Below are 18885 nucleotides of genomic sequence, written 5' to 3' on the forward strand. Positions count from 1 at the left end.
ATTAGCATATATTTTGATAATAATAACCAAATTTTTTGATAGTTTTTTAGTTTTTGATAGCAAAATCATAAATAAATTTAATCCTATTCATCAAAATACTAAAGTATGAATAAAACGCCTCCGCAAATACAGCGAAAGCGTCCTTTGATTAATTATTTTAGTTTCTTAATCTGTGAGTTTACATCTGTAATGGCTAATACTACCTCATCGACTTCTTTTGTTTGTGTATCGATGCTTGAATTCAACTCTTCGGTTTGCTTTTGAACATTTGCCACCTCTAATGCAATCTCCTGTCCATATCTTGCTTGGTCATTTGTTGCAATTAGCATTTGTTGAACCATATCTTTAATACTGTTAATATTACGTACGATTTCTTCAGCAGTTAATGCTTGTTCTTTTGTTGCACTTGTCACTGAACTAGATTGGTTCGTAACATTTTCAATGGCTGATACGATTGCATGGCTTCCTTTTGCTTGTTCAGCTGTTGCAATTGAAATTTGTTGAATTTGTTCTTTTGTATCGACAATTCCTTTTACAATTTCTTCAGAAGTGACCGTTTGTTCTTGTGCTGATTGAGTCATTTGAACCGCTTGGGTCGTAACACTTTCTACTGCTTTAGTAATAAATTCACTATTCTTCGTTTGTTCTTCGGTCGCTTTAGCGATTTGATTCATCTCATCTGTTACTTGCGCAATACCTTCTGCGATTTTCTTAATTGCCTGATTCGTTTGTTCAGCTAGGTCATTTCCTACCTTTACCTTATCAGCGCCTTCTTTAATAGATGCTACAGCAACAGTCGTTTCATTTTGAATACCTTTTACAAGGCTTGCAATTTCTTTTGTTGCTTTTGCCGATCTCTCTGCAAGCTTACGTACTTCATCGGCAACTACAGCAAATCCCTTACCATGTTCACCAGCACGTGCTGCTTCAATTGCTGCATTAAGAGCTAATAAATTTGTTTGATCAGCAATATCATCAATAACAGCAACGATGCTTCCAATCTCTTCCGAACTTTTGCCTAAGTTCTCCATTACATCACTAGCTTGTTCAATCACATAAGAAATCTCTTTCATTCCATTTAGGGTTTCATTTAGAGAGATCGTTCCTTTATATGCATCATCTTTCACTTCGTTACTTAGCTGGTTAACTGTTTGTGCACTTGCTGCAACTTGTTTTATAGAAACAACCATTTCTTCCACTGTTTCTGATGTTTTCTCAGCTGTATCCGTCAAACTAACTGCGTATTCACTGACTCCTTTAATTGATTCACTCATTCCCTCAATCGCTTCTGAGAATTTTTCTACACTTTCATTTACATTACTTGTATTTGCAGCCACTTGTTCGATTGATGCCATCATTTCCTGGATTGCGGAAGAAGTCTCTTCAGCTGAGGCTGACAAATAATCCGCACTTCCTTTAACTAAATTAATAGAGGCACTCATTTGCTCAACAGCAGCAGAAATTTCATCGACACCAGAAGCTGTTACATTGGTGTTACCAGCAACCTGTTGAATAGAAGCAACCAGTTCCCCTACTGAATCGTTCGCTTTATTCATTGATTCTTCTAACTCTTGTGCACTTGTTGCTGTCTTATCGATTGATTTTTTTATTTCTCCAGCAGAATTCGTGGTGATCTCTGCATTTTTAACTACTCCAAATACCGACCGTCTAATGATGTTATTAATAAGGAATGCAACCAATATACTAAAGAACATGGCAAAAATTGAAACCACAATGATTTCGACAATAGCACTTGATGAATCCTTGTCTGCCTTTTCAATGATTCCATTATTTGTATTTTTTACACTCTTTGACAGATGATCAAGGGAAACCATGGTTTTACCACCAAGAGCTGATAATAATCCCATTTTTCCGTGAACTTCTTCATATTTATTGCTCTTAGATACCTCATAAAAGTCAGGTGTATAGGCTACATATTTTTCAAAGTCTTTACTAAACTCTTCTAAAAACTTTTTGTTTTCTGGTGAAGGATTTAGTTTTTGTAAATCTTTAATATTTTTTCTTACTTTTGTTGCTTCTACTTTTATATAATTTTCAAGGTTAGCTTTGGTTGAAGCGTCTTGTTCATAGGCATGCTGAGAGGCATACATTCTAATACTTGTTACTTCTTCTTTTAAATTTCCGATGATTTCTAGAACTGGTACTTGAGTACTGCCCATTTCACCTACATGATCACTTAATGTATTGATCTTATTGTATGAAACGATAGAAATAGATCCCAAAAATAACAGTACAATAATAAAACTACCCCAGAGCTTAACACCCATTGATAAATTTCTTATTTTCCCCACCACTACTTACATCTCCTTTACGCGCAACTACTACATCAAAGAATATATACTACACAGTAGCATATATTTTGATTTGAAATCGAAATTTTTTGATAGTTTTCTATATAGGTATTTTATTAAAAAAGCGAGAGTGCTAGGAACCATGAAAGGTTCTAATAACATCTCGCTTTTTTTAGCTTATAAGTATCTTGTTATGTAGCCGCCTGCCTTGTCATCTCGTTCTGGGCTGCGATCTACTTCTTTTTGACTGTTAGGATCTAACTGTTTTATCTGTGTCGTACAGCTCTTGCAAACCCTGCCCGCCCGAATCATATTCCCACATGTTTCGCAAGGGTAGGTTAAATTAGGAAAACTTCCCATTAGAATACGACCAGTTAATATATATTCCCTAATTTGAGCTACGGAGACTTTCGTTTCTTCACTAACTTCCTGTATCGTGCTGCCAGGATATTCACGAAGATAGGAAGCTGTTTTCAAATAATCCTCTTCCGCTTTTTGGTGACATTCATCGCATATATTTCTAATACGAAGATAAAGTTTCCTGCATTTTGGACAATTCCCTAGTTGTGGCGTGGCCAAGAGCCCCACTCCCTTTTACAAAATTGAGATTAAAAGCTACTAACCATGCTGCGAATAGTAAATGATTAGCTGCCTAATACTTTTTTAATTGATTCCATAACTCTGTCAGGTTGGAAAGGTTTCACTACAAAATCTTTTGCCCCAGCTTGAATAGCTTCTAATACCATTGGCTGCTGCCCCATTGCTGAGCACATAATGATTTTAGCTTGCGGATGAGAAGCTCTGATTTCCTTAACAGCACTAATTCCATCTTTTTCAGGCATTGTAATATCCATTGTCACAATATCAGGATTGAGTTCACGGTATTTATCTACAGCGTCAGCTCCATTTACTGCTTCACCAACAACCTCAAGCCCATTCTTTGTCAATATATCTTTTAACATCATACGCATAAATGCTGCATCATCAACGATTAATACTCTAGCCATAGTTTTCTCCTCCTACATTCTTTGTTGATATTAATTGGTCATTTTCGTAATACGGTCGATTTGGCTGATAATATCTGTAATTCGTACACCGAAGCTTTCTTCTATTACGACTACTTCACCCTTGGCAATCAACTTATGATTTGCAAGAATATCCACAGGTTCTCCTGCCAATTTATCTAGTTGAATAACAGCGCCAGGACCTAACTCCAAAATTTTGCGAATTTGCATTTTGGTACGCCCTAACTCAACTGTTATTTCAAGTGGAATGTCAAATAACATATCAATATTTCCAGGATGAGCATCACCAGATCTAGTTTCGGTAAAAGTACTGTATTCAACTTTTTGAACATTAGCATTAAATGAGGATTGCTGCGTACTGTTTTGTGAAACAACCTGTTCTTGATAATGTGCAGATGGAACTTCTTGCATCGAAATCGGTTGACTAGGTACTGGAGTCACTTCCTTTTCGATTTTCACACTAGGTTCAACAGGCTTACTTGGCGACATAATTTTTTGGATCATATCCTTTCCGAAGGACAAAGGAATAAATTGAATCATATTTGAGTCAATTAGACTTCCTACTTTCAAACGGAAAGATATTTCTAAAATAATATCGTCTTCAAGATCTTCTAATTTCTTAGGTGGAAATCCAAGTACATCAATTGTTGGTGGCGAGATATCCACCTTTTGGCTAAAAATGGTGGACATTGATGTTGCTGCAGAACCCATCATTTGGTTCATTGCTTCCTGAACGGCACTTAGATGCAGTTCAGATAGTTCAGGTTCAAGTACAGTGCCATCACCACCCATCATCAAATTGGCAATGATTCTAGCATCTTTCTCTTTGATCATTAACAAATTTTTTCCACGGATGCCCTCTGTATAATCCACGTGCACTGCTACATGTTTTTCTTTTATTAACTCTTCCATTTTCTCCTGCTCAATCACAGCCAGTGTAGGTGTGGTAATCTCTACCCGTTGGTTCAGCAGTGAAGATAACGCGGTGGTAGAGCTCCCTAGTGCTATGTTCCCTATCTCCCCTAAAGCGTCCTGCTCCAAGGAACTCAAAAAATCATCTATAGACAAACTAGGTGTCTCGTTCATTTGATTAAACAGTGCGTTGATCTCTTCTTGAGATAATAACCCCTCGTTCATTTTATATGTCATCTCCTTCAGAGTCGATTGTTTCTTCGATTTGGACTGCATAACGTCCCTTTTGAAGACCCGGATTGCCTATAAATCTAGTCACTTGATCCACCTTGACTTGAATTTTACCAGTTTCAATACCAATCACATCTCCAACCTGCAGGTTGTAGAGTTCGGATATCGGTAATGTAGCCCTTCCTAGCTCTGCAATAACGGGTACACCTACTGTATCCAGGTTTTGCTTAATTTTATCCTGCTGAGGTGCACTTGTTTTTGACATCGAAGAAAGCCATTGATGTGTTGATAATTTTGGCAAAACAGGTTCCACAATTAGATGTGGTATACATAAAGTCATTCTTCCTGTTATTTCTCCAATAGTAGTGTGGAGAGCTATGACAATCACTGTGTCATTTGGAGAAGAAATTTGTATAAATTGCGGATTTGATTCAATCGCTTCCGATCTCACTTTCATATTTTCAATGTTTTTCCACGCGTTTTGATATATGTCTGAAGCTCTTGAAAATATTTTTTGTAAAAGTACAGTTTCTATCTCAGTTAATGATCCATTACGTGATGATGTATCCCCTTGTCCGCCCAGCAAACGTTCTAATATTGCGTAGGCTACGATAGGATTCATTTCCATAACCATTTTTCCATCCATCGGTTGAACCTCAAATACGTTCAAAATTGTACGCGAGGGGATAGACGCGATATATTCTTGGTAGTTTACTTGGTCTACCAAATCTATTTGAATTTGAACATAGGTTCTAAGTTGGGCAGAAAGATAAGAAGTTAGCAATCTAGTAAAATTCTCATGAATTCTCGTAATACTTCTCAACTGTTCCTTGGAATAACGCATGGCACGTTTGAAGTCATATAGTTTTACTTTTTCATCTTTAACCGTTACATCGGACGCTTGTATTTCACCGTTATTTAAGGCTGATAACAGGGCATCGATCTCTTGCTGTGATAATACATCTGCCAAAGGGCATCCCCCTAACTCTTCCCTGAGTTATTCAATCATTTTAGTCTATGAGTACGCTATTATCGTTTTAAGTTTACTACTTCTTCTAAAATAGAATCGGAAGTAGTTATAGTTCTAGCATTTGCTTGGAATCCACGTTGTGCTACGATCATTTCCGTAAATTCCTCTGTCAAATCAACGTTTGACATTTCCAATACTCCGGCATTAATGGTTCCACCCTTATTATCTTCAATACGACTAAGTACTGCAGGACCTGAATTCCCATTAACTTGAAAGAACGTATTCCCAACTTTAGTTAACCCTCCAGGATTGGACACCACTGCTGTTGCTAAAGAAATATTATTTGTTTGATCGTTAGTATCATTTAAGTAATATTCTTGCGAAGCTGTATCAAAAGCAAGTTTCCCACTCGCGCCATCTTCACGTACTACATAAATATAACCGTTGGAGTCTATAGAATAGGAGGTGAAAGGCATATCACTTTTATCATCTGATTTGATGTTAATTGGAATTGAGTCTCCTGCTTCATTTACACCCATTACATAGAATCCATTAGAAGTAACTAAATCCCCGTTGGCATCACGTGTAAAGTTACCTGCTCGAGTTAAAAAGTTTGCACCACCATTGGCTTCAGGACTTACAATAAAAAATGCATCACCATCAATAGTTAAATCGGTTCCAACGTTGGTTGTCATTGGGCTTCCTGGTGTAAAAACTGTATCTATTGATCCGATTTTCACTCCTAAACCTATTTGCTTTGGATTAACCCCGCCGCGCTCACCTGATGGAGCCGTAGCACCAGCCATATTCTGACTAATGATATCTTGAAACATTACACGGCCTTTTTTAAATCCAACTGTATTGACATTAGCGACGTTATTTCCAATTACATCGAGTTTCGTTTGAAACCCCTTCATCCCTGAAACGCCAGAGTATAGCGACTTTAACATTGTGTTTCCTCCTATTTTTCAATCATAAATGTTGATTATTTTGTTTCGGAAGTGACTTCCTTTATCTGAGATACTATTGACATTGGGACTTTTTCATTTCCAACTAAATAATAGTAATTGCCATCTTGGTTGGATACACCATTAACAACACCAGTTACAGATTGTACTGAACCATCAGGTGTCCAGGTAATTTCTTTGCCAATCACCGCTGCATATTGACTCATCTGATTTCCTGCAAATTTATCAAAAGCCTTATTAAGATTGGTCATTTGTTCAAGTGAACTAAACGTTGCCATTTGTGCAATAAAGTCTTTATCCTGAAGCGGACTTGAAGGATCTTGATGGGCTAATTGTGTTGTCAAGATTTTTAAAAACTCATCCTTACCAAGGGCGCTCTTTTGTTCAAAAGGCTTTACATTGCTGTAAATGGAATTATTCTTAGTCACTGTTGTGACATCTACCCAATTACTCATTAACAGATGCTCCCTCCTATGCTGTAAAGTCTATTCGCGATGATGTCTTAATGGAAGGTCCACCATATGTAATAGGTAAGATCTCCCCATCCTTATCTTTTTGCTCAGAATACTCATTTTGATCTTTGCTTTTATTTGGCGAAGAGGTATAGGTCCGTTGTTCACGGGAAGAATGTGATCCGTCCTGTGAAAAGCCTAATCCGGCCTGACTCGAATCCGTGGCTACAGAAGTTTGCTGAACCACATCTAGCTTTTGTACATGCAAACCAGATTGCTGAAGTGTCTGCTTCAAATGTTGAAGCTGTCCTTCCAAGGCTTCCTTCGCCATTGGTGTATCTGTCAATATTTGTGCAGAGACCTGTCCATGCTGCGTAGTTACTTTTATTTCAATATGACCTAAATGCTCAGGAAACAGTGAAAATTTTGCTTCCGTACTACCAGAGTTCCCATTGGTTACCTTCATGAAACGATTAATCCATTCACTAACTTCGGGAGCAAATCTAATAACTTCTACATTTTTAGGTAAATTTACTTCGCTTAAATCATTACTTGACAACAGTTGTTGCTGATTCATAAAAATGGGTTGTTCATTCGTTTTGCTTAAATCATCTACTTTTGGAATATACGGTGTACTAGATAACCGATTAACCTCCGGGATTGGATTCCCTGAATTTGGTATAGCTGATGAATGAAGCACTTGATTTTTATCCAAGCTTACTCCATGGATTATTTTTGTATTCAGATTTTGCTTTATTCCATCAATAAGTTTCGGATTTACCTCATCTTTAAAAGTGTCAGATTTTTGTGCTGCATTTATTTCATTCAAAATTATTTGAATTTTCTCTTCAGTAATAGCTGGAGTTTTCAATGCAGTCTTTTGATCATCAATGACCTGTAGTTCCCCAAGTATTTGGGTTACTTTATGTAACAATTGAGTTGAATCCTCGGGCGACTGTGTTTTCACAGCTTCCACTAACTCCAGTCCCTTAGCTACCAATTTATTAATCTCTTGGGAAGAGTTAGGTACCTGGCTCAAACTATTTGAATCAACTGATAATTTTGTCCCCACTTGCGAAGAATCACTAACTAAAGAATTATTTAAAATTCCTGGTGTCTGCTGAGGCTTTTTTAGCTCATTCGCCAGAGCAGTCAACATAGATTCTATCTGCGCAATATTTTCATCACTTACCTTTAATGAGTCAATCGGTTTACTTTTATCAAGAAGATCAACCCGGTCAGATATGTTGTTTTTAATATTAGATTGTACCCTGCTAGATTGGATTTCATTTGCATTAATATCCTCAAAGCTCGATTGGCTGTTTTCTGGATTAACTGGATTGTTTAAACCAGTAACAGGAGTGAACATTGCAAATTGATTCATTAAGTTATCATCATTTAAGTTTGTTTCACTAGATTCAGTATCAGCATCATTTTGCTTTAAACTATCAGAACTTACGATTATTCCGTTAGTTTCCTGCTCAGCGTCAATATTCTTTACTAAAACAGGCTGCCCATTATCTTCCGGTAAGGGACCCAAATTAACCACTACGTCAGCTTGGTTGAACTTAATTAGTTCAGTAGGAGTATTTCCTAATTGGTTTGCTGAAACACTCTGCAAGGAGGATTTATTAACCGGTACAGCTATTGAAGGGGTTTTACCTATAAAATTAACCATAGCTAACACTTGATTAAAGGAATTTTCTGTAGCTCCTGATTTCAGAGATATCTTGGGTTTGCCCACGTTCGTTTGATTTGTTTGATTTATTTTGATGTCAATTGGAGTGATACCCAAACAGTTACCTCCTCTCATTTCTAATAACCAAAGTTTCAATTAATCTACATTATACCTCATGGACCTGAATTCGTCATGACAATTTTCGATTACTTTTTCAATTTATGTCTTTTAAATCGACAAATATTTTGATAGATTTTGTTACCAACATATGAAAAAAACAAGCAGCATCCCGAGATACTACTTGTTCTCTCTAAATTACAATAAAAAAGAAGTAATCTTACTATACATCTGCGACAAAACAAATTGTCCATCTGCAAAACCAGCTTCCAATACAGCTTTCGGCATGCCATATACTGTACAGGATTCTTCTGATTCTACAAACACCTTTCCGTTATACTTTTTTACCTCCCCACATCCTTTTGCACCATCGACGCCCATTCCTGTCAAAATGATTGATAACAATTTATCGGTGAAAATAGGAGCGGCTGAACGGAGAGTAATATCAATGGATGGCTTATATAATTCATTCACCAGATCACAATCGTCCACTTTGAATACGATAGTCCCTGCAATCTTTTCAAAACGGGTTTGGTACCCTGAAGGACAAATATATATCGTCCCTGGTTTAACTTCTTTTCCGTTTTGAGCTTCTTGTACCTCCATTTGACATATGGAATCAAATCTTTCAGCCAAATGCTTAGTGAAACCAGGTGGCATATGTTGTGCAATGACAATAGGGATGGGAAAATCTTTCGGAAAACAAGGTAAAATCGTTTGTAACGCTTTTGGTCCCCCGGTTGAGCAGCCAATAAAAATAAGTTCCGTATTTTGGTTAGTTTCAATGCTTACTTCCATTTCAGGCAATTTAATTTTTGATATAACCGAAGGAAGTTTAGCTTCTACTATCCCTGCTAAGCGCTGTAAAAAGTCTATACTCTGATCGTCTCCGTTCTGATTTCTAATCAGGTTTTCTTTTAAAAAGAAATCCACCGCACCTAGTGATAGAGCTTGTAAAGTTTCTTGAGCCCCTTCTCCGGTCCGGGAGCTAATCATGACTACAGGAACAGGATTTGTTTTCATTATCTGCTCCAATGCACAAAGGCCGTTCATTTCGGGCATCTCTATATCCATTGTAACAAGATCGGGTTTTAGTCGTTTAACTTTATCAACTGCATCCACTCCATTTCTTGCAATTCCAATTACAAAAAATCGAGGGTCCGTTTCCAGCATTAGACTTATGGCCCTCCGCATAAAAGCAGAGTCATCGACTACTAATACTCCGTATTGTTTCATTCGAATCAGATTCCTTTCGATAATAAAAGCTCTTATCAGAGCGCACTTTTTGTAATCCCATGTTCGTATCTGTTATCGATTCAGCATGGCCAAGAAACAAGTATCCATCAGGTGCTAAATTTTGATATAAACTACGAATCACTTGTTGAGTTTTATCTCGATCAAAATAGATCAAAACATTCCTGCAAAAAATAATATCTACTTCGCCAATTTCAGCAACCTTTTCTTGGTTAAGGAGGTTTGAATGCTGAAACTTTACCATTCTTTTAGTAGATGCTTTAATTTGGTATCCACCATTTTCTTCTATAAAATATTTTTTTAATAAGCTTTCAGGAATTCGTCGAAAAGCGAAAGAACTATTATGATACCATCCCTTCTCCGCTTTCTGAAGAACCTTCTTATTTATATCAGTTGCAATAATCTCTACTGTCCCGGGTAAAAACAGACCAGTCTCCTGTATTAACATAGCTAGTGTATAGGGCTCCTCACCACTTGAACAGGCAGCACTCCATATCCTAAGTGGGCGGTTTATATTTCTACTTTTCAATAATGGCAGTACAAATGAACAACACTCGTTTAATTGTTCCTCTTCTCGATAAAAATAAGTTTCATTAATAGTTAATAGGTCTATTAAAATATCCCATTCCGTAGCTGATGTTGTTAAAAATCCACAATAATCCTCATAGGTTATTCCTAATTCCATGATCCGTTTAGAAATTTTATCTTTAAGAATTGGAAGACGATCATGATATCCCAATCCACAATAGTCATATACCATTTGGCTTAATCTTAATAACCCATTCTCTAGCATGTGTATCACCTTTTTCCTCGCTACACTTTCATATAAATAATAGGAGCAGCAATGTTTTCTATTTCACACACTCTTTTATGTAGTTTATATAAACCGTTCTTAGTTGCCTCTCATACTTCAACTTAATCAAATATGTAGTATAAAATTACTAGATAAATAGGTAACCGTCAAATAGAATTTTTTCGAAAGAACTAACAAAAACATTTTGATTGAATCAAAATAAAACAAAAAACATTATTGTCGAAAATTTGCGATTAGCGTACAATTACATTACAAAACTTTTACAATAAAGGAGATTATGATGTCTAGTATTATAGGTTTTATATTGGCGTTACTAGCAATAGGTGTCGGTATGGTATTAAAAGGAGCCTCCCTATCTGCATTAAACAATCCGGCAGCATATCTCATTATTTTTGGAGGCACAGCGGCTGCAGTTTTAATAGCATTTCCATTTAGCGAGATAAAAAAGTTTCCTATTATACTAAAAATTGCTCTATTTGAGCCAAAACAGCCATCAAAGTCTGAACAGGTTGCCAGCTTAGTAAAATGTGCTGAAATCGCGAAAAGAGAAGGACTCTTAGCGCTTGAGGAAATTGCTGGTGAAACGAAAGATCCCTTTTTCAAAAAAGGCCTGGAAATGATTATTGACGGCCATGATATTGAGTTCATAGAAGAAGTTTTATTAGAGGAAGTAGCGGCAATTGACAAACGACACAAAACAGGAGCCCTTATCTTTACCCAAGCGGGCACATATGCTCCAACTTTAGGAGTACTTGGGGCTGTAATAGGTCTGGTCGCATCACTTGGAAATTTAAATGATGTAGAAAAATTGGGACATTCAATCTCTGCAGCATTTATTGCAACCTTGCTTGGAATATTCTCGGGTTATGTTATGTGGCACCCTCTTGCTAATAAATTGAAACGTCTTTCAAAACGCGAGCAGGAATTTAAGCTTCTTACAATTGAAGGATTGCTTGCTGTTTATCAAGGACTATCTCCAAGCGCATTAGAAAAGAAGCTAACTGTCTACATTGCGCCAAATGAACGTAAAAAGATTGAGAAGGTAAACGAGGAAGTAGCGAATGAGAAAACAGCGTAGAAATTTTGACGAAGAGCATGAAGAACATATCGATGAATCCTGGTTGATTCCATATGCTGATATTCTAACTCTACTTTTGGCTTTATTCATTGTTTTATTTGCTTCCAGTACTGTTGATAAAGCTAAATATGAGTCTATTATGGAAGCTTTTAAATCTGAATTAACTGGAACCAAAATTGAAAATAAGGATTCTGGACTCTCCATTAAACCTTCGGATAAGGAATCAGACGAAAAGACTGATCAACAGGAACAAGCAACGGCTCCTGAAGCTGCTCCCGCACAAAGTAAAGAAGAAATAGAGCTTAACCAGCTTAAGGAACAATTAACAAAATACATTAATGATAACCATTTGGAAGCAGTAATTTCTCTTCAAGATACAAAACGCGGAGTAGAAATCTCGTTAAAAGATGTTATTCTTTTTGATCCTGGAAACGCAGATTTAAAAGCTAGTTCATTTAAGACACTTGATGTATTAGTTGGATTATCAAAAACTGTAACTAATCCGATTAGTATTGAAGGACATACAGATAATGTTCCGATAAAAAATTCGAAGTATCAGTCTAACTGGGAGCTTTCCTCTGCCCGGGCTGTCAGCGTTCTTCATTTCTTTGAATCAAAGAGCATTGCTAAAGAACGTTTGCAATTTGTTGGATACGGTGAGTACCAGCCACTCTTTCCAAACGATACGAAAGAACACAAACAGGCAAATCGCCGCGTAAATATCGTGATCCTGCGTAAAGGGTGAAAAAAGCCAGTTTCCTTTTTTTAAGAGGAAGCTGGCTTTTAGAATTTATAAGGTTTTCACCATCTGTACTTGCTCTGTCGTTTTCTTAAAGCCCTGCTCAAACAAGTATTGGATGACTGGATTTGATTGAGAGGCATTGACGGTCATAAAGCTGACTGGATGGGTTTGTTGTTCTGTTATGGCTGCGAAAACTGCTTGGAATGTCTCATCCGTTACCTCTCCCAACATTTCCACCTGAAATAAAAATACCTTCTCAAGCTTCCCTTCTTGGTTCCATACTCTTTTAAAAAGTGAATAGCCAACTGGATTCTGTTCTCCGTCAAAATAGATTTGTGCCTCACCAGCCTTTACACTTTGCCACTGACACTGCCATGGAATATTTTGTTTATAAAAAGAGTAGGTTGGTAGCTGCTCAGGACGAATAAACTCGGTTTGTAAGCGAGAGTTATTTTTCCCTTCGAGAGTACCAGCTACATAGACAAGGGAATCGGTAACTTCATAGCCGAACCTCGCATACAAACGGATCGCTCTCTCATTCTCTTTAATCGCTTCAAGGGTAGCGACCTCGTAGCCTTCCTCCTCATAGATTTTTAGAATCTCTTCCATGAGTAAAGTGGAAACCCCTTTGCCCCGATATTCCGTAGCGATACCAGTACCGCCATTCCAGGCAGTTTTTTTCCCATCGATTACCCTAAATCCATTTAAGACAATGCCCACGGGCACCATGTCATCAAAGGCAACAATGGAATGCGGTAACGAAAGTCCTTCATTGACCAGACGATTGAAAAACATCTCAGGTGTCATTTCCAGTTGAACAAAATAGCCTTCGAAGCCTTTATTCCAGGCGGTAATAATTTCTTGTATCGTACATTCTGTTAATCTCTTAATTTGTAAGTTCATAACACCCCTCCTATGAAAAAATTATGGAATTTGCTGTTACATTATTCAACCGCTTTAAAATGTTTTTGCGCCTAAAACCGACTGTTCAGTTTATTTTAATTAAATCAAAAAACGCTTCCATTTGCAACCATTTTTTGATTATTCAAAAAAACCCATTATGCTTCATAATGGGTTTTGGATGACGTGTTTATTTAACCACTTCTTCTACTTCCTGAAACGGCCATGCTGGCAAGGACTTGGATAGTGGTTTATCCTCTCGGTAACCAAGGACATATTCTGCCTGCATAACGGTATGGATTTCGCGTGTTCCTTCATAAATCACTGGGGCCTTTGCATTTCTTAAGTATCGTTCCACCGGATACTCATTGGAAAAACCGTATGCACCGTGGATTTGAACGGCATCATTGGCTGCTTCATAGGCATAATCACAGGCCTGCCATTTAGCTAGAGAAGTTTCACGTGTGTTGCGTTTTCCTTGATTTTTCAGCCATCCAGCTCTAAAAACTAGTAACCGGGACTGTTGCAACCCTGCTTCCATTTTTGCAATCATTTGCTGTACAAGCTGATGTCTTCCTATTTCTTTACCAAAGGTGCTTCGTTCATGGCAATATTTCAAGCTCGCTTCAAGGCTGGCCATGATTGTCCCACAGGCACCGGCAGCTACTGTGAACCGGCCATTATCAAGGGCTGACATGGCAATTTTGAATCCTTCTCCTTCTTCCCCGACCAGATTTTCTTTTGGAATCTTGACATTATCAAAAAAGAGCTCGCCAGTATTACCAGCGCGGATGCCAAGCTTTCCTTTGATGGCCTTTGAGGAAAACCCTTCCCACTCGCGTTCTACGATAAAGGCAGAAATGCCGTGGTGCTTTTTGCTTTTATCGGTGTAGGCGAACACTAAGAAGTAATCCGCGACATCACATAGAGAAATCCATGTTTTTGATCCGTTTAATATGTAATACTCACCTTGTTTGGTGGCGGTTGTCTGCATCGCAGCCACATCTGACCCGGCATTCGGCTCCGTTAGTCCGAAGGCGCCAACCTTATAGCCTTTTGCTTGTGCGGTGAGATATTTTTGCTTTTGATGCTCATTGCCCCATTGCAGGAGTGTCATGCTATTTAGACCAGTATGGACGGATACGGCTGTACGGAAAGCTGTATCCCCGCGTTCTAATTCCTCGCAGACAATCGCCAATGAGTTGTAGTCCATTCCACTGCCACCATATTGCTCAGGGATACAGACTCCCATTAGGCCTAGATTTGCGAGCCGTTTTAAAATGCTTGTCTCAAAATGCTGACTTTCATCCCATTCGCGAATATACGGCATAATCTCCTTGTCCACAAACTGGCGAACAGTCTTTCTTAACAATTCTTGCTCCTCTGAATAGGAAAAATCCATCATTTTGCTCCATCTCCAATCGTGTTTTGGTTTGAAATTGGGCATCGTTTTTGCTTAATTTGTTATATGTGCCATTTTCGGCTGGCTTTGTGCCGATTTTCAGTGGTTTTGTGCCGATTCCTGATACTTTTGTGCGATTTTCACAACGATTTGTGCCATTTTTAAGTGCTTTTGCGTCAAAAGACAATATATGGTAAAATTACCCCAGTTTTAGAAAAAACAAGACTATAAAAAGAGAAGCAAAGGTACAGAAACCTGCACCTTTGCACATGATTCACTTTAACGCACTATCGCACCGGGGGACTGTCCCCAACCTTACTTCACCCCAACCGGACAAACCTTCTGCCCAATCGCCGCTATCATCTCTGCTGGCATAGGGAAGCTTAATGCCGCTGGGTCCTTCATTACAGCTGGAATCGCGCCTTGAAGCGCCTCCTCACTAATATTGTACTGTTTGAAATCAGCTGGTAAGCCCACTTTATGCTGCAGCAATCTGATTTTCTCTACAATCTTTGCTAGTGCCACCTCCGAAGTATCATCACCCTCCACATCCACATTCAATGCCTGAGCTAACTCAGCCACCTTCGGCAAATATAAATCTGGTACCATTTCCATTACTACCGGTAAAAAGACAGCATTTGCCAGGCCGTGTGGGATTCGGAATAAAGCACCATAGGCGTGAGCCATGTTGTGAACTGGAATCGCATTCAAAGCAAAGCTGAACGCAGTGATTCCCATTAAACTAGCCTGCAATAAATCCATGCGCGCATCCAGGTTCCCCCCGTCGGCCACGGCCACAGGTAGATTTTTTTCAATTAAACGAATGGCATGCAGGGCATACGCATCCGTTAAGCCCGTAGCAGTAGGTGAGGCTAATGCTTCAATCGCATGGGTTAAAGCATCAAACCCAGTAAAGGCCGTTATCAGTGGCGGTAGGCCGACTGTTAAATCAGGATCCAAAATCGCCATATCTGCACTGATAAATGGATTGATAATATTCGTTTTCATTTGAATATCTTCATTAAAAATTACTGCAATTGGAGAAACCTCTGAACCCGTACCCGCGGTCGTTGGAATTGCGATGTGCGGAATCGGGATATAATTTGCCTTAGGAAAAGACTCGTACAATAAGCCACCAGGAATAGCTTCCTTAATATCGGCTAACCCTTTGTGAAGGGCATACTTCACTCCTTTTACCGTATCAAGCACACTGCCTCCGCCCACTGCCAATAACGAATCAGCGCCAATCTCTCGTGCATACCGGACTGCATCATTAATGCAGCTACTTTCGGCATCCTGTTTGATATCAAGATACATACCAACTAATTGAGGACCGCTTCCATGACCTGTTAAGTCAAAAATGGATGCTACTTTTTCGACGACTCCTGCTTTTTCTAATCCTCTATCACTCAATAACAGAACTCGTTTGGCACCAAGGCCGGCAAATAAACTAGGAACCATCGCCCGTGAATTAGAGCCGCTATAGATTCCCGTACGTAACATGAACTGTGATAAGGTTGTTTTCATGGTTATCTTCACCTCTTCATTAGTTTTGGCCAAAAAGAATACCGTACCAGTTGCGTCTCTCAAGCTCTGGACTCATGCTTGTATGAACATGTTTTACCTGTGTATAGGCATCTAGGGAATGCTGACCCATTTCACGGCCGATTCCACTTTGCTTGTAACCGCCGAACGGAGCGTCACTGCGAAGCATATGCCAGTCATTGATCCAAACCACTCCAGCCTGAAGTTTTCTAGCCACCTCGTAAGCTTTATTCACATCTCGGGTCCACACACCAGCTGCTAAACCATAAATCGTATCGTTCGCCATTTTAATCGCGTCATCTAAATCGGAGTAGCGGATGACACATAAAACAGGACCGAATATCTCCTCCTGAGCAATTTTCATATCATTGGTTACATTCGTGAAAATGGTTGGCTCAATGAAATGACCTTCTTCACAGCCAGCCACCTTCACTTCCTTCCCTCCGCAAGCAAGCGTAGCACCTTCTTCTTTGCCTGATTCAATATAGGAAAGGATGGATTCCTTTTGCTTTTTAGAAATAACCGGACCCACGTCAGTTGTCGGATCAAGTGGATTGCCGAGCTTTATTTTGCTGGCGAGTGCCACTAATCCTTCAACCACTTGATCATAGAGCTTATCTGGGACAAATAAACGTGTGCCAGATTCACAAAGCTGACCTGAGTGCAAAAACACTCCGAACAAACTTCCAGGAAGGGCGATGTTTAGGTCCGCATCCTCTAAAATAATATTGGGCGACTTTCCACCGAGCTCCAAGGTGGTATTTTTAATCGTACCTGCAGCAAGCGCCATAATGTTTCGGCCCACTTCTGTTGAACCGGTGAAAGCCACTTTATCTACCTTTGGATGGCTGACTAATGCTTCACCCACCTCAGCACCTGGACCTGCTACCACGTTGATGACACCTGGAGGCACGACGGCAGAAATCAATTCTGCTAGTTTCAAAGTGGATAGCGGTGTATAGCTTGCTGGCTTAATGACGATGGTGTTCCCCATGGCCAACGCCGGTGCAATCTTCCAGGTTGCAATGACCATTGGGAGATTCCATGGCGTAATGGCAGCACACACGCCGATTGGCTCACGCCAGATAAAATTGTGAGCCGGTCCTGGGAACGGAGGGACAGGAAGCGTTTCCGAAAACGGATACTCTAACGTGAATTTCGCTAACGTTTGGAACAAGTCAACCATTTGTAAAATGTCACTGTTACCGATTCGGCGTACCGTTCCGCCGGAGCTAATCGCTTCTAAGTAGACGAGTTCTTGGGCATGCTCGGCAATTTGATAGGAAATCGCATAAAGAACATTGGCTCGATCCTTCGGCTTCATATTTTTCCAGTCACCCTGGTCAAATGCTTCGAGTGCAGCCATAACCGCGCGATCCACGTCCTCCTTGTTTCCTTTTGCTACCTTAGCCACTAGCTCCCCAGTGGCAGGGTTGAACACATCAAAGGTTTCCTGACTGCTGGCTGGCTCCCATTTTCCATTGATAAAATGGGGAAATGTTTGCACCTCAACTTGAACTGTCATCGTAACTCCTCCTCATTAATCTTCGAAAACTACTTTTTTTGTCACCGAAACTTATTTTTACAAAACCCCTAACTCACTATCTGAATATCTATAAATCTCTTCGATTTTTTTGCCTTTGGCTCTCGCTAAAATCTCCATTCGGACGGATAGTTGTTTGAGAGTAAAATTCATGATGTCATCAGGATTCCCGCCGAACGCACTGACCTCCCTCCCTGCGATGCCTTCCTGGTTTAGACGAATCGCTAGTGGCGTCAACTCGCCCATTTTAGCCGCAACAAAATCAAAAAGATGTGGGTGCTCACAAATCAATCGTTGCAGAAGGAACGTACCGTAACCAATATGTCTCGACTCATCCTTCTTCAAATTCCCAATGCCTTCAAGCAGTCCTGGCATAATCCCGGCTGTTTCTAAAGCAGCATAAAACGAGAAATAACCCGTTTCAGCTAACACGCCCTCAACAAACATGTTATACACGACAGATGCCTCAGCAATCGCTTCAGGAGACTGATCGATAACGAGACGTTCCATCGCCGTCGGTAAAATTTCATAAAAAATCTTCTGATAGGTCTCTGTATGGAAATGGGAGAGATCCCCCTTCTCCCCAATCGCATTCAATACAAGTCGGAAAAACTCTGTATGCTTCGCCTCCTCAAATAAAAAAGTCGTTAAAAACATCTCTTCTTCAAGCCTGCCTTCTTTAGCAATCGCCATAATCAACGGTAGCAAATCGAGAGTAACCGCTTCCTCACCCGCTTGAAACTGAGAGATTAGGCGCAAAATATCCTGCTGCTGCTCAACATTCATCGCTTTCCAATCACGTTGATCCTGACTGAAATCAATATCAGCAGGATTCCAGGTGCCTAATCGTTTTGCTTTTTGATAAAGTCGATACGGGAAGGAATCCTCCAGCAGACCCCTCGAGCTTGTTGTTAAAATAGTTCTTTTTTCCATAACGATATT

Annotated in this window: 17 protein-coding genes; 2 read left to right on the forward strand and 15 right to left on the reverse strand. The window is 39.4% G+C overall.

Annotated features, from left to right (window positions below):
* Positions 1-152: 152 nt before the first annotated feature.
* The 10 genes from ABES03_RS18745 to ABES03_RS18790 all read right to left on the reverse strand — a co-directional run bounded on the left by ABES03_RS18745 (position 153) and on the right by ABES03_RS18790 (position 10712).
* The gene (locus tag ABES03_RS18745; RefSeq protein WP_430119478.1) at positions 153-2315 is read right to left on the reverse strand and encodes a methyl-accepting chemotaxis protein; all 2163 of its coding nucleotides are present in this window, start codon (positions 2313-2315) and stop codon (positions 153-155) included.
* A gap of 174 nt (positions 2316-2489) precedes the next feature.
* Positions 2490-2891: a flagellar protein gene (locus ABES03_RS18750; protein WP_430119481.1), complete on the reverse strand. Its 402-nt coding sequence runs from the start codon at positions 2889-2891 to the stop codon at positions 2490-2492.
* 65 nt (positions 2892-2956) lie between these two features.
* On the reverse strand, positions 2957-3319 hold the full coding sequence (locus tag ABES03_RS18755; protein WP_430119483.1) for a response regulator: 363 nt from the start codon (positions 3317-3319) through the stop codon (positions 2957-2959).
* A gap of 30 nt (positions 3320-3349) precedes the next feature.
* The gene (gene fliY, locus ABES03_RS18760) at positions 3350-4474 is read right to left on the reverse strand and encodes a flagellar motor switch phosphatase FliY (RefSeq protein WP_430119485.1); all 1125 of its coding nucleotides are present in this window, start codon (positions 4472-4474) and stop codon (positions 3350-3352) included.
* Position 4475: 1 nt separating this feature from the next.
* Complete coding sequence (gene fliM / locus ABES03_RS18765; protein WP_430119487.1) at positions 4476-5450, reverse strand: flagellar motor switch protein FliM; 975 nt, start codon at positions 5448-5450, stop codon at positions 4476-4478.
* 59 nt (positions 5451-5509) lie between these two features.
* Positions 5510-6400, reverse strand: a complete 891-nt coding sequence (locus tag ABES03_RS18770; protein ID WP_430119490.1) for a flagellar hook-basal body complex protein — start codon at positions 6398-6400, stop codon at positions 5510-5512.
* A gap of 35 nt (positions 6401-6435) precedes the next feature.
* Positions 6436-6873, reverse strand: a complete 438-nt coding sequence (gene flgD / locus ABES03_RS18775; protein ID WP_430119492.1) for a flagellar hook assembly protein FlgD — start codon at positions 6871-6873, stop codon at positions 6436-6438.
* A 16-nt stretch (positions 6874-6889) separates the two neighbouring features.
* Complete coding sequence (locus tag ABES03_RS18780; protein WP_430119495.1) at positions 6890-8665, reverse strand: flagellar hook-length control protein FliK; 1776 nt, start codon at positions 8663-8665, stop codon at positions 6890-6892.
* A gap of 198 nt (positions 8666-8863) precedes the next feature.
* A complete protein-coding gene (locus ABES03_RS18785; RefSeq protein ID WP_430119498.1) occupies positions 8864-9901 on the reverse strand; it encodes a protein-glutamate methylesterase/protein-glutamine glutaminase in 1038 nt (345 codons plus the stop codon).
* Entirely contained in the window at positions 9870-10712 is an 843-nt protein-coding gene (locus ABES03_RS18790) for a CheR family methyltransferase (protein ID WP_430119501.1), read from the reverse strand. The genes ABES03_RS18785 and ABES03_RS18790 overlap by 32 nt, the downstream gene beginning before the upstream one ends.
* Before the next feature lie 295 nt (positions 10713-11007).
* Between ABES03_RS18790 and motA the strand changes: the two genes are divergently transcribed.
* Together motA and ABES03_RS18800 are read left to right on the forward strand one after the other, a co-directional pair.
* On the forward strand, positions 11008-11811 hold the full coding sequence (gene motA / locus ABES03_RS18795; protein ID WP_430119577.1) for a flagellar motor stator protein MotA: 804 nt from the start codon (positions 11008-11010) through the stop codon (positions 11809-11811).
* Complete coding sequence (locus tag ABES03_RS18800) at positions 11795-12556, forward strand: flagellar motor protein MotB (RefSeq protein ID WP_430119503.1); 762 nt, start codon at positions 11795-11797, stop codon at positions 12554-12556. The genes motA and ABES03_RS18800 overlap by 17 nt, the downstream gene beginning before the upstream one ends.
* Before the next feature lie 45 nt (positions 12557-12601).
* On the opposite strand, the gene ABES03_RS18805 is transcribed toward ABES03_RS18800, so the two are convergent.
* The 5 genes from ABES03_RS18805 to ABES03_RS18825 all read right to left on the reverse strand — a co-directional run bounded on the left by ABES03_RS18805 (position 12602) and on the right by ABES03_RS18825 (position 18876).
* A complete protein-coding gene (locus tag ABES03_RS18805) occupies positions 12602-13456 on the reverse strand; it encodes a GNAT family N-acetyltransferase (RefSeq protein WP_430119505.1) in 855 nt (284 codons plus the stop codon).
* Between the two features lie 187 nt (positions 13457-13643).
* Positions 13644-14855 (reverse strand): acyl-CoA dehydrogenase family protein, encoded by a 1212-nt coding sequence (locus tag ABES03_RS18810; protein WP_430119580.1) that lies wholly within the window; start codon positions 14853-14855, stop codon positions 13644-13646.
* 315 nt (positions 14856-15170) lie between these two features.
* Entirely contained in the window at positions 15171-16382 is a 1212-nt protein-coding gene (locus tag ABES03_RS18815; protein WP_430119508.1) for an iron-containing alcohol dehydrogenase, read from the reverse strand.
* A gap of 19 nt (positions 16383-16401) precedes the next feature.
* Positions 16402-17925: an aldehyde dehydrogenase family protein gene (locus ABES03_RS18820; RefSeq protein ID WP_430119510.1), complete on the reverse strand. Its 1524-nt coding sequence runs from the start codon at positions 17923-17925 to the stop codon at positions 16402-16404.
* Positions 17926-17982: 57 nt separating this feature from the next.
* Entirely contained in the window at positions 17983-18876 is an 894-nt protein-coding gene (locus ABES03_RS18825; protein ID WP_430119513.1) for a R2-like ligand-binding oxidase, read from the reverse strand.
* Positions 18877-18885 lie beyond the last annotated feature (9 nt).

Source organism: Neobacillus rhizosphaerae (assembly GCF_050477885.1).
In the GTDB taxonomy this organism is placed as follows: domain Bacteria; phylum Bacillota; class Bacilli; order Bacillales; family Cytobacillaceae; genus Neobacillus; species Neobacillus rhizosphaerae_A.

What these genes read in the sequence shown, in the direction of transcription:
- ABES03_RS18785 (WP_430119498.1), bottom strand. Translation starts at nt 9,901, where the DNA reads ATGAAACAATACGGAGTATTAGTAGTCGATGACTCTGCTTTTATGCGG.
- ABES03_RS18755 (WP_430119483.1), bottom strand. Translation starts at nt 3,319, where the DNA reads ATGGCTAGAGTATTAATCGTTGATGATGCAGCATTTATGCGTATGATG.
- ABES03_RS18820 (WP_430119510.1), bottom strand. Translation starts at nt 17,925, where the DNA reads ATGACAGTTCAAGTTGAGGTGCAAACATTTCCCCATTTTATCAATGGA.
- ABES03_RS18770 (WP_430119490.1), bottom strand. Translation starts at nt 6,400, where the DNA reads ATGTTAAAGTCGCTATACTCTGGCGTTTCAGGGATGAAGGGGTTTCAA.
- ABES03_RS18800 (WP_430119503.1), top strand. Translation starts at nt 11,795, where the DNA reads ATGAGAAAACAGCGTAGAAATTTTGACGAAGAGCATGAAGAACATATC.
- flgD (WP_430119492.1), bottom strand. Translation starts at nt 6,873, where the DNA reads ATGAGTAATTGGGTAGATGTCACAACAGTGACTAAGAATAATTCCATT.
- ABES03_RS18815 (WP_430119508.1), bottom strand. Translation starts at nt 16,382, where the DNA reads ATGAAAACAACCTTATCACAGTTCATGTTACGTACGGGAATCTATAGC.
- ABES03_RS18790 (WP_430119501.1), bottom strand. Translation starts at nt 10,712, where the DNA reads ATGCTAGAGAATGGGTTATTAAGATTAAGCCAAATGGTATATGACTAT.
- ABES03_RS18810 (WP_430119580.1), bottom strand. Translation starts at nt 14,855, where the DNA reads ATGGATTTTTCCTATTCAGAGGAGCAAGAATTGTTAAGAAAGACTGTT.
- ABES03_RS18825 (WP_430119513.1), bottom strand. Translation starts at nt 18,876, where the DNA reads ATGGAAAAAAGAACTATTTTAACAACAAGCTCGAGGGGTCTGCTGGAG.
- fliY (WP_430119485.1), bottom strand. Translation starts at nt 4,474, where the DNA reads ATGAACGAGGGGTTATTATCTCAAGAAGAGATCAACGCACTGTTTAAT.
- ABES03_RS18805 (WP_430119505.1), bottom strand. Translation starts at nt 13,456, where the DNA reads ATGAACTTACAAATTAAGAGATTAACAGAATGTACGATACAAGAAATT.